The following is a 13,463-nucleotide window of genomic DNA, read 5'->3' on the forward strand; positions in this document are numbered from 1 at the left end:
ACTATAAGTGACTATATCGCTATGCAAGAAAACCACGATAACTGCCTGATAGACCAGAGAAATACCCGTCTGGTGTTAGAACACATCACCAATAAATGGTCGATATTAATTCTGACCGTACTGTGTACGGAACCTTGCCGATTCAATGAACTTCGCCGACGTCTGGACGGAATTACCCACAAGGCGCTGGCCGATGCGCTGAAACGGCTGGAGCGAAACGGTTTAATTAATCGCCAGGTTTTGTCCACATATCCGGTGAGTGTCGAATACACCATTACGCCGCTGGCGCAGTCACTCCAGCAGCCTTTTATTGCGCTGGCGAATTGGGCGCAGGAGTTTGGTCCGGCCATTGCAGTAGCGCAGGCTGAATACGATCGAACGCATACGGATGAAAATAAATGCGAAAGTCAGGTTGAAGCCTGAGCAATGCGCCCGGCTCTCTGAATAACGCCGAAAGGCTAACCCCGGGTGTTTATTCCCGGGGTCGGGGTTAACCCGATAAAAGAGTTTTGTTGGTTATCACCAGGGCCAGCTGTTGTTCTCATAATCGAGGAAGAGATGGCTTCTGGCGTTTCGGTGTTGCTCAATCACACTGATCATGCCATTGACGCTGGTTTTTACATCAATCTCCGCCTCCACCGTACCATCCAGCGTGCCCATCGCTGTCGCCACCCAGCCAGGATGAATGGATAGAACTGTCTGTGCTCCCTGGCTGATATCCATATAAATACAACGCGCCAGCATATTCAGCGCCGCTTTACTGGCCCGGTAAAGCTCAAGACCGATCCCCGGTTCGGTATTGCCGGCAATGCTGCCTCGGTGCGACGACATGAAAACCAGGCTTCCCGCGGGTTTAAGTACCGACAGGAGATGCCGGGCCAGGCGGGCAGGGCCAAACGCATTGGTCAGCATAATTTGCTGGAATTCGGCGTCAGATGCCTGCAACACGGATTGATGCAAGGGACCGTAAATACCGGCCGCCATAAAAATAACGTCAAACTGCCGGTCGCGGAGCCTGCCGATAAGTGGCCCGATATGGGCGCTGTTGGTGACATCCATCTCGCCGGTCATCAGATTGCCAGGGTAACGCTCTGCCAGCGTGAGCAGGGCGGAGATATTCGCATCCGGTAAATGGGTGGCGAAAACGTCCCAGCCCCGCTGCAGATAGGCTGCTGTCAGCCCGTGCCCCAGCCCTTTCTCGGCTCCGACAATTAAAATGCTCTGCTTTTTCATCATTGGCTCCTTGTTACTGTGCGGTATAACCGCCGTCAGCCATTAATACTGTTCCCGTCACGAAGCTGGCTTTAGGCGAGGCAAGCCAGATAATGGCTTCAGCAATCTCTTCCGGCTGGGCCACCCGCCCAAGTGGATGCGCGTGGCCGTAGCTGGCAAGCGTCGCGCGGCTGTCTTCCACTATGCCGGTCAGAATATTTGTTTCGACGACACCAGGAGCGACGGCATTAACCCGAATGTCATACTCAGCCGCTTCCAGCGCCAGTACTTTCGTCAGTTGCGCGATGGCACCTTTAGAGGCCGAATAAGCGGACGTGGCTTTCATACCTACCATGCTCACCACCGACGCCACATTAACGATCGCGCCCTGCCGGCGGGGCTGCATCACCTTCAGGCTTTCCCGGCTCAGGAGAAAATACCCTCTGGCATTAATGGTCATAATGCTGTCCCACTCTTCAACGGATGTGTCGGTAGCGAGCTTATTCAGGGTCTTGCCCGCATTGTTGATGAGAATGTCCACGCCGCCGAATTCCGCCTGAGCAAGAGTGACAGCGCTGATCACTTCCTGTTCCTGGCTGACATCGCATATCTGCGTCACCACCTGATTGCGCTGAGCCAGGGCATTAACCGCCGGGTCGATATCCAGCGCCAGCACCTTCACGTTATGGCTGACGAGACGTTTTACGGTGGATCTGCCAATATCCCCAGCGGCGCCCGTGACGATTGCCACTTTGTTCGTTAATCCCAAAAAATCTGCCATTTTTAATCCTCAAATTTTGCATTGCCTCGCCTGAACGTCATCGTTTTCATCAGCCGATATGAGTGTTGAGAGAGAAAAGCGGTGCGACAGATGGTCGCGAGATGCCTCGAAACGACGTTTCCGGCCCGTTCCTGTCATAAGCTTGATTCAGGATGAACTTGCATCACTTCTCCTCTTTGTTTGCTGCAAAAAGAGTATGAGAAGCAGCGCAATGCAACAATGAAGGTTTCTGTACAAAGATTATCTTTTTCTGTCAGAATTTTGGTTGATAACCTCATGCAGGCTCAGAAAATTATCCTTTTGTATATTCGGGGGCGCAGTGTCCGGACTTACCTCAAGCCTTACGCGAAAAATGATCCCTGCTTTGCTGGCGCTTGCGCCTGATGAGGGCTACTCGCGCACCCGGATGACGGCAATAAAACTGTTGCGGGTCAATGCGTCGATGCCCCACACGCCCGTCCTTTATGAACCCTGCATTGTTATTGTGCTGCAGGGCAAGAAAACCGGTCTGATGGGTGGGCGGGAATTTACCTACGATCCCGGGCATTATCTGGTGGTCTCCGCGCCTGTTCCTTTCAGCAGCCAGACGACTGCCAGCCAGCAAGAACCGCTGCTGGCTATGTCGATATCGCTGGATGTCGCCACAATTGCCGAATTATTGATTGAAATGGGGGAAAGCGAGGTAAGCGGAAATGAGCAGGCGGGAATTATGTTTTCCAGCCCGTTGGGAGAAGAGCTGGCCGATACGGTGTATCGCCTTCTGCGGGCGCTTTCTGATGAGGAGCAGGCCAGAATCCTGGGGCCGGGGATTCTGAAAGAACTTTATTATCGCGTCCTGATCGATACGCAGGGAGCCTCCATCAGAGCGGCACTCTCGGGAAAAGGGCATTTCAGGCAAATTGCTGGCGCTATTCGCACCATGCATACCCGATTTATGGAGCCTGTTGACGTGGAGATGCTGGCTAAAGACGCAGGCATGAGTTCTCCCTCTTTTCATCGCCATTTCAGAGCATTCACCGGCACAACACCCAAACAGTATCTGATTTCCATCAGGCTGCACCAGGCGCGTTTTTTAATGGTGAAGCGCAATGTCACGGCCAGTGAAGCCTCTTTCAGGGTTGGCTACCTCAGTCCGACACAATTTAGCAGAGAATTTAGCCGGTTCTTTGGTTGTCCACCGCAAAAGGAAGCTCAGCGTTTACGCCATTTAATAAAAGTGAAAGCCGAATCGTACTGGCCGGAATAATTGCTTTCCGGCCGGAATGTCGTGGCAGTTAAAGAACGGATAAGCGCGGTGCAGTCGCACAGGTAAAAACAGCGCGACACATCGTGCCGTTACGATTCGATGTTTCACTCAGAACGCGGTTTCCAGTGAATCTGTGACGCAGTAATCATCATCTACCAGCGGCAAATACCGCCATTTATCGAATGCGGTACAGGGATGCGAAATACCACAGCCCACCCAGTCGCCGGGCTTTAACGCATCCTCTTGCGGCAGTAACAAATACGCATGCTGGTCGTTCACCTCGCTGATACGCATGCCAGACGCTGCACGCGGGGCGCTGCCATCAACGTTGCGCACCCACAGCGGATTGGGCAGATCCTGATCGAACGGCACATCGCGGCGTCCGAAATCAACAAACGCCAGACCCGGTTCGGGGCGCGACAATACCCGTCCCCAGATCTCTAGCGCGGCGGTGAAATGATGTGTTGCACCGGGCTGCGCAAAAGGCGCAATGCGCGCGTACAGGCCGCTGTCGTGCGCCATGTAAGCGCCTGATCGAATCAGCGGTGTCATGGGCAGTGGCAGGTTCGCGGCGGTGAAACACGCCGACACCACGTCGAACCATGCGCCGCCACCGGCACTGAGGATAATCTGCTCGCTGGCAAACAGCTGTTTTTCGGCGAGCAGCGCCGCCGTGGCAATCAGCATCTGGCAGTAATCTTTGACGCGCTGCACGCCCGCAGCATCACGTCCGGCACCGAGCGCACCTTCATAACCCGCGACACCGACCAGTTGCAGGGCAGGGCTGGCGGCAATCGCGGCGGCAATCTCCAGGGCTTCAGCGGATGAACGGCAGCCGGTGCGCCCGCCGCTGACCGACATTTCCAGCAGGACTGCAATGCGGCTCCCGCCGAGATGTTGCTCCAGCAGACGAACACCCTGCAGCGAATCGACGTAACACAGGAAACTATGGTCGGGATGCTGCTGTTGCCATTCGCCTATCCAGCGAATGCCAGCGGGATCGACCAGTTCATTGGCGAGGAAGACGTTACGAATGCCGAACTGGCGCAACGCGCGAACCTGCGCAGGGGTTGCGGCGCTCAATCCCCAGGCACCGCCTTCCGTGATGGCGCGGCGCAGTATTGCCGCAGACATTGAGGTTTTGCCGTGTGCCGCCAGCATTACGCCTTGCTCACGACAAAACGCAGCCAGCTGACGCAGGTTATTCTCCAGCGCGGATTGCTTCATCAACATCAGTGGGGAAAACACGTCCGGGCTGTTAAAGACCGGGGTGCCGTTAGCCAGCGGCTGATTACCGGAGCCGGCGACTGATTTGAAACGCGGCGCAGGTTGCAGCGCATCCAGCGCGCCGTCCGCCTGTAAGGGAAAGTGAATCGACATCATGCCTCCTGTTAGTGCTCAAGCACACGCGATAAGAACTGCTGGGTGCGTGGATTCTGCGGATTGACGAAGATCTGCTCCGGCGAACCCTGCTCGGCGATCACGCCCTGATCCATAAACACCACGCGGTCAGCGGTTTTACGCGCAAAACCCATTTCGTGGGTCACCACCACCATGGTCATACCTTCACGCGCGAGGCTGCGCATCACCTCCATCACTTCGCCAACCAGTTCGGGATCGAGCGCGGACGTCGCTTCATCGAAAAACATAATTTTCGGCTCCACCGCCAGCGCGCGGGCAATCGCCACACGCTGCTGCTGACCGCCGGATAGCTGAGCCGGATAATGGTGCGCGCGCTCGGCCAGCCCGACACGGCTCAGAGCCGCCATACCGCGTTTATTGGCTTCGGCTTCGGACAATTTCTGCGCTTTAATTAACGCCAGCGTCACGTTACCGAGCGCAGTTTTATGGGGAAACAGATTGAACTGCTGAAACACCATGCCGACGTGGCCGCAGATCTCGCGGCTGCGTTTGCGGTCGTGCAGCGGTACTTCATTTACCCAGATTTCCCCGCCATCGGCGGTTTCCAGCCCGCTCATAATGCGTAATACCGTGCTTTTGCCGGAACCGGATGCGCCAATCAGCACCAGCACTTCGCCGGGCGACACATCAAGGCTTATCTCTTTCAGTACCTGGGTTGAGCCAAAGGATTTGGTGATCCGGCTCAGCGTAATGGCGGATTTGCTCATGATAACTGGCTCCTGGTTTGATGATGTTGAACCCAACGGGAAAGCGGAAAGCAGACAACGAAGTAGAGCAGGGCCACCAGGCCGTAAATCACCACCGGCTGACCGATGCGATCGACAATGGCCTGGCCCTGGTGCATCAATTCCGACATGCCGATCATGCTGACAATCGACGTATCTTTAATCAGTGAAAGATACTGCCCCACCAGCGGCGGCAGTACGATGCCGCGCGTCTGCGGCAGGATCACGCTAACAAACGTCTGGCGTTTTGACAGGCCAAGGATCCACGACACTTCCCACTGGCCTTTGGGGACAGCTTCAATCCCGGCGCGGAATACTTCGGCAATGTAAGCGCCCTGATAAATGCTCAGTCCGAGGATACCAGCGGCGAACAGATTGATTTCATAGCCGAAGTACGCCACGCCGAAATAGATAAACATCAGCGTGATCAGTACCGGCGTACCGCGAAACAGCTCGGTGTAAAACACGGCGATCTGTTTAGCGACCGGCAAACGGCTGGTGCGTAACACCGCTGCCAGTAAACCGAGCAGCGTACTGCCGACGATAGCGGCGATGGAGAGCAGTAACGTGATCACCAGGCCTTTCAGCAGGATTGGCAGCGAGTTGATGATAAGTTCGCTCATAGGGCATTCTCCCGTTTCGCTGGGTTAATCAGCCATTTTTTTGCCCACTGCCAGCCGGGCTTTTTTACCGGCGTCACCAGCGGCGGATGGAACATCCGGCGTCCTGCCATGCTGCCAAGCCATGAAAACAGGTTGCTCAGCAGCAGATAGACCAGTGCGACAATACTGAAGGTCTGGATGTAGAGCAGGGTGCGCGCATTGATCACCGTTGCAGTGCCGGTCAGTTCCGGCAGCGCGATGGCGGAGAGCAGTGAGGTGCCGAGCAGTAGCTGAATCAGGTTATTGATAATGGCAGGCCACACCGCACGCGCCGCCTGCGGCAACACCACGCTGAGAAAGATCTGTCGGCGCGGAATACCGAGAATATACGCCGCTTCCAGCTGCCCCTTCGCGACCGACTGAATGCCGGCGCGGAAGGTTTCCGACAGATAAGCGCCCACGTTAATCCCCAGCGCCAGCACGCCTGCGGTAAAGGCGCTCATGGTGATACCCACCGACGGCAGACCAAAAAAGATAATGAAAATTTGCAACAGCACCGGGGTATTGCGGATGAACTCGACGTAACAGTGGCTGAGCCAGCGTACCGGCGCCAGCGGCGAGGATTTCGCCAGCGCGGCCAGCAGCCCGAGAGCCACTGCCAGGATAAACGCCAGCAGCGTAACCTGTAGCGTTAGCCAGGCGGCGTCCAGAAAAGTGTCGGCGTAGCGCCACAGGGTTAGCCATTGATAACTCATGGTGTGACTCCTTCAGGCGGTGCAGCATTGGCTGCTGCACCGCGGGCGAACAATCAGTATTGCGGATTCAACGGGTAGCGCGGTTTACTGCCGAACCATTTCTCATACAACTGTGCGTTTTCACCGGATGCGTTGATTTCAAAAAGGAATTCGTTCAGGTAGTTGGTCCATACCTGATCACCCTGTTTCACACCGAAGGCGTTGTACTCCAGCGGCACCAGCGCTTCGTTGGTTACGGTCAGCGACGGATCGAGTTTCGCCTGATAGGCGAGGAAGTTGTTATCTTCGATCATCGCATCAGCTTGTCCCTGCTTCACCGCCAGAATCGCCGCCTGAGATGAGTCGTACTCCTGAATTTTCACGTCGATGCCAAGGTTGCGTACTTCGTCACCGTTGGTGGAGCCTTTCACCGTGGCGATGGTTTTTCCGGCCATGTCATGTGCGGACTGAATGCCGCTGTTTTTGCGCACCAGCATGGCTTCACTCGCTACGACATACGGGTTGGTGAAACCGATCTCTTTGGCGCGTTCCAGATTGCGGGTGAAGTTACAGAACACCACGTCGACTTTATTGGTTTGCAGGTTAGGGATGCGGTTGGCGCTGGTGGTGTTGACCATCTCCAGTTTGACGCCCATCTCTTTCGCCAGCGCTTTGGCCAGATCGACATCATAACCATCCGGATTGCCATCTTTATCGTAAAAACCAAACGGGGCAAAGCTCAGGCAGTCGCCCACGCGCAGTGTGCCGCGCTGCAGGACGGTTTGCAGTGCAGACTGCGGCGCCGCACCGGCTTCTTTTTTCTCTTCGGTCGGCGTACAGCCCGCCACAGTCAGCAATACCAGCGCGCCGGCCAGTGCTGTGGCACTTAATTTCAGCGATGTCGTTGCATTCATTTTTTATGCTCTCTTTTAATGTTTGACGAGACGGTGTAATACCGTGTCACCCGTAATAAGCCAGGCGATCGCCCGCGCAGCGGCAGCGCCGATTATTTCGGGATATTCCAGTGAAAAAGCAAAAGCATCAATTAATAACAGGCAGCCCTGGTGTTGGCGAAGAAAAAATAAAAACGCGCAGCCTGTTTTAACGGTTTTAATTATTTGCGGTCAGCGCGGAAACATTTCATATCCACTTCCACTTTGCAGTCGACCACTAAATCCTGCACGCTACAAATACGCGCTGGCGGATTATCACTAAATATCTCTCTGAATACTTTGTTAAATGAACTGAAATAGCGCGCATCGGTTAATACCGCCGTGACGTGCACCACATCTTCCACGCGATAGCCTGCTTCCCGCATGATGGCGAGACAGTTATCGAACGCCAGTTGCGTCTGTTCGATGATACCGCCTTCCACTACTTCGCCCTCGCGCATCGGTGTCTGGCCGGAGATATACAGCCAGCCATCGGCCTCAACTGCCCGTGCGAACGGCAGTTTCTGCCCACCTGTACCGGTGCCGCCTTCAATGCCATAACGCTTAATCGTCATGCAACGCTGCTCCTTTCTGTTCTGAGAATACCCGTCAGTAGCGGGTGATTGTTGTCTGGTATATCAGATTGCTATCTGCAATATCGGATAGAGCAAGATTTGCACAGGTTTTTTGCTTTTGCAATATATCGCGAGGAATTTAATTTCTCGTGATGTCGTCGCGATCGCAAAATAAAAAAGTAATTAAGGTAATTCCTGGCTGGAAATGTTACCGCTGTCGTTATTTAAAAAAATAACCTTCATCTCATGCGCTAAAATGAGGCCCCAAAATAGAACAGAAAAATATAAACGCTGGTACCGGAATTTTAATTAACGGGGATGGGTTAACGACGCCGCCGGGTGTATGATGCTTTTCTTTTTAACTGTCTGGCGCGACCGCCCGACTGCATCAGGAGAATTTGCTTATGCCGGATGAGAAGTCATCGCGAGCGCGCGGTGTTGACCGGGTTATCGACATTTTTCGCCAGTTGCATATCGCTCGTCAGCCCATGGCGATGCGCGATTTGATCGACGCCACCGGCGCGCCGCGCTCCAGCATATATGAGCTCGTCAACCTGCTGAGTGAAGCCGGGTTGCTTGAACTGGATGCCGACGGTGCGGTGTTCTTCGGCCGTGAAATGCACTATTACGGTGCGGATTACATGGCGCATAACGATCTTATCCGCCGCTCACATCAGTTGATGGTTGAGATTGTGGCCCGCCATGGCGAGACGGTGCAGCTCTGTATGCTGGAAGGGAATAAGTACACCGTTGTACTGTCGGAAAGTAATGCCCATCCTTTCAAAATCACCTCTGATGTCGGGGTGCGGGTACCGATTCCCTGGACTGCCACCGGTCGCCTGCTGCTCAGTAACTGGTCGGACAGTGCCATTCTCGATCTTATCCCCGAAGAGGATTACCGTCTGGCGAACGGGCAGATCCTCGACAAACAGGCATTCCTTGAAGATATACATCGTGCCGGACAGCAGGGATATTGCCTGACGGAAGGCTTATCAGAGAGTTTTACCTGCTGCATGGCCGCACCGATTCGTTCCCGAAGCGGGCAGGCGGTCGCTGCAATCTGCTTTATGGTGAGTCGCGATACGCCAGAAGAGCGCCGTCAAATGTTGCTCAAAGAGCTGATCGTTTCCGGGCAAAAATTATCGGATTTCACCTGAGCCTCTATTTCCTGTGAGGGGAAATAATGGCTTTCCGGCTCGCCGGGTTACACCAGAGAGGGCAAGGTTGTATCGCTCGCGTCGTTGCGCTGCAAAGCCCGCTGGTGTAGGCCCCGCAGAACGCCCCATTCCCACAGCCACAGACATTTTCAGTTCAACGGCAGGGGCATCCAGACGCGCGACATGCTTAGCTTATCTCCTCTCTACGGTGCGCTAACAAAACCACTTTCCCGATCGCTGTACGCCCTTTGCTTCTGCGTGTCTCAGCCCGGATGCCAGCCTGATGCTGGCCTTTTGGTGATAATAACGATATAAAGAACCCCCAGTACGGACATTTAGACATCTATACGTTTAGAAGGTGATATGCAGACACAACAAGAAAATGGCGAGCTTAAGCGCACCATGAAAACCCGCCATTTGATTATGCTGTCATTGGGCGGCGTTATTGGCACAGGGTTATTTTTTAATACCGGATACATCATCTCTACCACCGGTGCGGCAGGGACTTTGCTGGCGTATTTGATTGGGGCGCTGGTCGTCTGGCTGGTGATGCAGTGCCTTGGCGAGCTTTCCGTGGCGATACCGGTAACAGGCGCTTTTCATGTCTATGCGGCGCGCTATATTGGTCCGGCGACCGGGTATACCGTGGCATGGCTCTACTGGCTCACCTGGACAGTTGCACTGGGTTCAAGCTTTACCGCCGCCGGGTTTTGTATGCAGTACTGGTTCCCGCACGTTCCAGTCTGGATATGGAGTGCCCTGTTTTGTGCGGTGATTTTTTGTCTTAACGCGATTTCAACGCGCTTCTTTGCCGAAGGGGAGTTCTGGTTTTCGCTGGTTAAAGTCGCGACCATTCTCGTCTTTATCATCCTGGGCTGCGGGGTGATTTTCGGCTTTATCACCATGAAGGATGGTTCACCGTCGCCAGGGCTTTCTAACCTCACCCGCGAAGGCTGGTTCCCACACGGTGGTTTGCCCATTCTGATGACCATGGTGGCGGTCAATTTTGCTTTTTCCGGTACGGAGCTTATCGGTATCGCGGCGGGTGAAACGGAAAATCCACACCAGGCTATCCCGGTCGCGATCCGCGCGACGATTGCCCGCTTGATCCTGTTTTTTATCGGCACCGTTTTTGTCCTTGCCGCGCTGGTTCCGGCGAATGTGGCAGGGGTGGAGAAGAGCCCGTTTGTGCTGGTCTTTGAAAAAATAGGCATTCCATATGCGGCAGATATTTTTAACTTCGTCATCCTGACCGCTATCCTTTCCGCGGCGAATTCCGGGCTCTATGCGTCGGGCCGTATGTTATGGTCGCTGGCAAACGAAAAAACGTTGCCGGGCTGTTTTGCCCGCGTCAACAAAAATGGCGTGCCGTTGACAGCGCTGTCTGTCTCTATGCTTGGCGGTCTGCTGGCGCTGTTATCCAGCGTGATTGCCCCTGATACTGTTTTCGTTGCGCTCAGTGCCATTTCTGGCTTTGCCGTTGTCGCTGTCTGGCTCAGCATCTGTGCAGCCCACTTTGTCTTTCGTCGCCGCCACTTGCAGTCGGGCAAGCCATCTGCGGCATTGAAATACCGTGCCCCCTGGTATCCGCTGGTGCCGGTACTTGGATTCGTGCTGTGTCTGCTGGCCTGCATCGGGCTGGCGTTCGATGCGGATCAGCGCATTGCGCTCTATTGTGGTTTGCCGTTTGTCGCCTTTTGCTACGGTGCCTATTTTCTCACCCGGAAAACAAAATTGAAGGAGGCTGACTATGCCGCAGAGTAATTCCCTTGCCACGCTGCTTGAACATCATCCCTTTGCCGTGCTGGATGGCGCACTGGCCACCGAGCTTGAAGCGCGCGGATGCAGCCTTGTCGATAATCTCTGGTCCGCCAAAGTGTTAATGGAAAATCCGCAGCGTATTCGGGATGTGCATCTGGATTACTTCCGCGCGGGCGCACAGATAGCCATTACCGCCAGTTATCAGGCCACGCCCGCTGGTTTTGCGGCGCGCGGGCTGACTGAGGCGCAGTCGAAAGCGCTGATTGAACAGAGTGTGAAACTGGCAAAAGAGGCGAGTGACATTTATCGCTCAGAAAACCCCAATGCCGGTCCGCTGTTGGTGGCGGGCTCTGTTGGGCCATACGGTGCTTATCTGGCAGATGGCTCGGAGTATCGCGGCGACTACGTGTGCAGCCGCGAGGCGTTTCAGGCATTTCATCGCCCGCGAATTGACGCGTTGCTCAATGCCGGTGTCGATCTGCTGGCCTGTGAAACGTTACCTTCTTTTGCCGAAATCACAGCGCTGGCCGATCTCTTATCTGACTACCCGCATGCGCAGGCGTGGTTCTCCTTTACCTTACGTGACGACAAGCACTTGAGCGATGGCACTCCGCTGGCCCAGGTGGTCGACGCGCTGTCTGGCTGTACACAAATCGTTGCGCTGGGGATTAACTGTATTGCGCTGAGTAAAACCACCGCCGCCCTCAAACATCTGCAAAGCCTCAGCGCGCTGCCGCTGGTTGTCTATCCTAACTCTGGTGAAACGTATGACGCCGTCACCAAGGCGTGGCATACACACGGCGAGAGCTGCGGATCCTTAGCGGCATATTTGCCCCAGTGGTTAGCGGCAGGAGCGAGAATTATTGGCGGATGCTGCCGTACTACCCCACAGGATATTGCCGCACTGAGCGAACACCGTTAACGGCGAGGAAACTCGCAGGGCTCGTGGGCCGGAAATTGTGGCCCACGCTGCCTGTCATCCGGCTGGCATGAAGATAAATCGTTCTTTGCGTTATCGATGGCTGGCGAAAAATTTGTCCGTGTCCAACAACCGATAACCTCAACCTGATGACTGTGCATTGCATGACTGAAGGCACCGAGGCTGCACCCGGATTGAAGCGCGAGACGTGACGGGTAACCCGATTGCTTCTGGCAAGCTGCACCATCAGCCAATTTTGCAGCCAATTTTGATGACAAGTTTGCCGGTTACGTGGCCTTCTGCGCTTACCCGATGTGCATCGGCAGTCTGGTGCAATGGATATACGCCTTCAATATGAAGTCTAAACAAGCCATCGGCGCAGAGACGGGCAATTTTTGCGAGGGCAAGTTCCGGTTTTTCAGGCGGGCCGTGGGAAAATTTCGCGCCATAGTGCTCTGCAGAAAAATCCGCAACGGAAAGTACGCGAGCGGGATTTCCCACGATGGAAATTAATTCAGGTATGACCCCTGAACCCGCAACGTCAATGGCAGCATCGACGCCCATCGGCGCTAAATGAGCTATTCGTTCCTGTAAACCGGGGCCGTAAGTCGTCGCAATGGCGCCTAATGAGCCCAGATAGCCATGTTTAGGGGAACTGGCTGAACCAATAACGGTAATGCCGCGCAGGCAGGCGAGTTGGACGATAGCCGTTCCTACACCGCCCGCCGCTCCGCTAACCAGCAGCGTCTGCCCCGTTTCGATATTTACTTCATCAAGAGCACGGCTGGCCGTATCAACAATCACGGGTAAGCCTGCTGCTACCTCAAAAGATACTGCAACGGGTTTAGCTGCCCAGTGTGTGAGGATGGCTTTCTCAGCGACGGTGCCGTCGCCAAAACCAAATACTGCATCGCCGATGGCAACGCCGGAAACGCCATCGCCAATTTCATCAACAATGCCGCTGGCTTCCACGCCCACCGTGAATGGAAATACCACATCCTCGAATGCCTGATACTGGCCCTCTCTGCGTTTCCAGTCCGATGGATTCACCCCGGCACAATGCACCGCAATACGAACCTCCCCAGGTCCAGCGTGAGGAACAGGAATTTCATCAACGCGTAATTCATCAGGCCCACCGAAAGCGTGATAACGGATCGCCTTCATCGTGTTACTACCGTTTAAGCACGAAGGATGAGAAAAAGCAGGAAGGGTACTGACAGATAAATGCGGGTAAGAAGTTGAGTTTGGCATAGGTACGCTCCGTTTATCATGCCGCTACCGACGGGTAGCGATAAGCGTTTTCGCCATTTCATGGCGGCAACGCGGTTGATTTCGAAGACGCTGGTCAAACTGTAGGGAAACAGAATCGACGTGTACGCGATCGGTTCAGCAGCAGA

At 54.7% G+C, this 13,463-nt stretch carries 14 protein-coding genes; 5 read left to right on the forward strand and 9 right to left on the reverse strand.

Features of this window, described 5'->3' with window-relative positions:
* Positions 1-21 precede the first annotated feature (21 nt).
* Complete coding sequence (locus JKP81_RS17935) at positions 22-423, forward strand: helix-turn-helix domain-containing protein (RefSeq protein ID WP_200552782.1); 402 nt, start codon at positions 22-24, stop codon at positions 421-423.
* A 96-nt stretch (positions 424-519) separates the two neighbouring features.
* Here the strand turns inward: JKP81_RS17935 and JKP81_RS17940 are convergent, their stop codons facing one another.
* On the reverse strand, positions 520-1,233 hold the full coding sequence (locus tag JKP81_RS17940) for an SDR family oxidoreductase (protein WP_200552783.1): 714 nt from the start codon (positions 1,231-1,233) through the stop codon (positions 520-522).
* A gap of 13 nt (positions 1,234-1,246) precedes the next feature.
* Complete coding sequence (locus tag JKP81_RS17945; RefSeq protein ID WP_200552784.1) at positions 1,247-1,993, reverse strand: SDR family NAD(P)-dependent oxidoreductase; 747 nt, start codon at positions 1,991-1,993, stop codon at positions 1,247-1,249.
* Between the two features lie 364 nt (positions 1,994-2,357).
* Between JKP81_RS17945 and JKP81_RS17950 the strand changes: the two genes are divergently transcribed.
* On the forward strand, positions 2,358-3,239 hold the full coding sequence (locus JKP81_RS17950; protein ID WP_234455707.1) for an AraC family transcriptional regulator: 882 nt from the start codon (positions 2,358-2,360) through the stop codon (positions 3,237-3,239).
* A 108-nt stretch (positions 3,240-3,347) separates the two neighbouring features.
* Here the strand turns inward: JKP81_RS17950 and JKP81_RS17955 are convergent, their stop codons facing one another.
* The 6 genes from JKP81_RS17955 to JKP81_RS17980 all read right to left on the reverse strand — a co-directional run bounded on the left by JKP81_RS17955 (position 3,348) and on the right by JKP81_RS17980 (position 8,229).
* Positions 3,348-4,619: an alanine racemase gene (locus tag JKP81_RS17955; RefSeq protein ID WP_200552785.1), complete on the reverse strand. Its 1,272-nt coding sequence runs from the start codon at positions 4,617-4,619 to the stop codon at positions 3,348-3,350.
* A gap of 11 nt (positions 4,620-4,630) precedes the next feature.
* On the reverse strand, positions 4,631-5,368 hold the full coding sequence (locus JKP81_RS17960; RefSeq protein ID WP_200552786.1) for an amino acid ABC transporter ATP-binding protein: 738 nt from the start codon (positions 5,366-5,368) through the stop codon (positions 4,631-4,633).
* Entirely contained in the window at positions 5,365-6,009 is a 645-nt protein-coding gene (locus JKP81_RS17965; protein ID WP_200552787.1) for an amino acid ABC transporter permease, read from the reverse strand. The genes JKP81_RS17960 and JKP81_RS17965 overlap by 4 nt, the downstream gene beginning before the upstream one ends.
* Positions 6,006-6,743, reverse strand: a complete 738-nt coding sequence (locus JKP81_RS17970; protein WP_200552788.1) for an amino acid ABC transporter permease — start codon at positions 6,741-6,743, stop codon at positions 6,006-6,008. The genes JKP81_RS17965 and JKP81_RS17970 overlap by 4 nt, the downstream gene beginning before the upstream one ends.
* Positions 6,744-6,796: 53 nt before the next feature.
* Complete coding sequence (locus JKP81_RS17975; protein WP_200552789.1) at positions 6,797-7,636, reverse strand: transporter substrate-binding domain-containing protein; 840 nt, start codon at positions 7,634-7,636, stop codon at positions 6,797-6,799.
* Between the two features lie 200 nt (positions 7,637-7,836).
* Positions 7,837-8,229 (reverse strand): RidA family protein, encoded by a 393-nt coding sequence (locus JKP81_RS17980; protein ID WP_200552790.1) that lies wholly within the window; start codon positions 8,227-8,229, stop codon positions 7,837-7,839.
* A gap of 404 nt (positions 8,230-8,633) precedes the next feature.
* Here JKP81_RS17980 and JKP81_RS17985 point away from each other — a divergent pair, with 404 nt between their 5' ends.
* The 3 genes from JKP81_RS17985 (at position 8,634) to mmuM (ending at position 12,069) form a co-directional block, all read left to right on the forward strand.
* Entirely contained in the window at positions 8,634-9,386 is a 753-nt protein-coding gene (locus JKP81_RS17985) for an IclR family transcriptional regulator (RefSeq protein WP_200552791.1), read from the forward strand.
* 363 nt (positions 9,387-9,749) lie between these two features.
* Positions 9,750-11,150 (forward strand): S-methylmethionine permease, encoded by a 1,401-nt coding sequence (mmuP, locus tag JKP81_RS17990; protein ID WP_200552792.1) that lies wholly within the window; start codon positions 9,750-9,752, stop codon positions 11,148-11,150.
* The gene (gene mmuM / locus JKP81_RS17995; RefSeq protein ID WP_200552793.1) at positions 11,137-12,069 is read left to right on the forward strand and encodes a homocysteine S-methyltransferase; all 933 of its coding nucleotides are present in this window, start codon (positions 11,137-11,139) and stop codon (positions 12,067-12,069) included. The genes mmuP and mmuM overlap by 14 nt, the downstream gene beginning before the upstream one ends.
* Positions 12,070-12,312: 243 nt before the next feature.
* Here the strand turns inward: mmuM and JKP81_RS18000 are convergent, their stop codons facing one another.
* Positions 12,313-13,230 (reverse strand): NADP-dependent oxidoreductase, encoded by a 918-nt coding sequence (locus tag JKP81_RS18000; RefSeq protein WP_200552900.1) that lies wholly within the window; start codon positions 13,228-13,230, stop codon positions 12,313-12,315.
* Positions 13,231-13,463: the final 233 nt, after the last annotated feature.

This window comes from Kosakonia sp. LAM2021 (assembly GCF_016620385.1).
In the GTDB taxonomy this organism is placed as follows: Bacteria; Pseudomonadota; Gammaproteobacteria; order Enterobacterales; family Enterobacteriaceae; genus Kosakonia; species Kosakonia sacchari.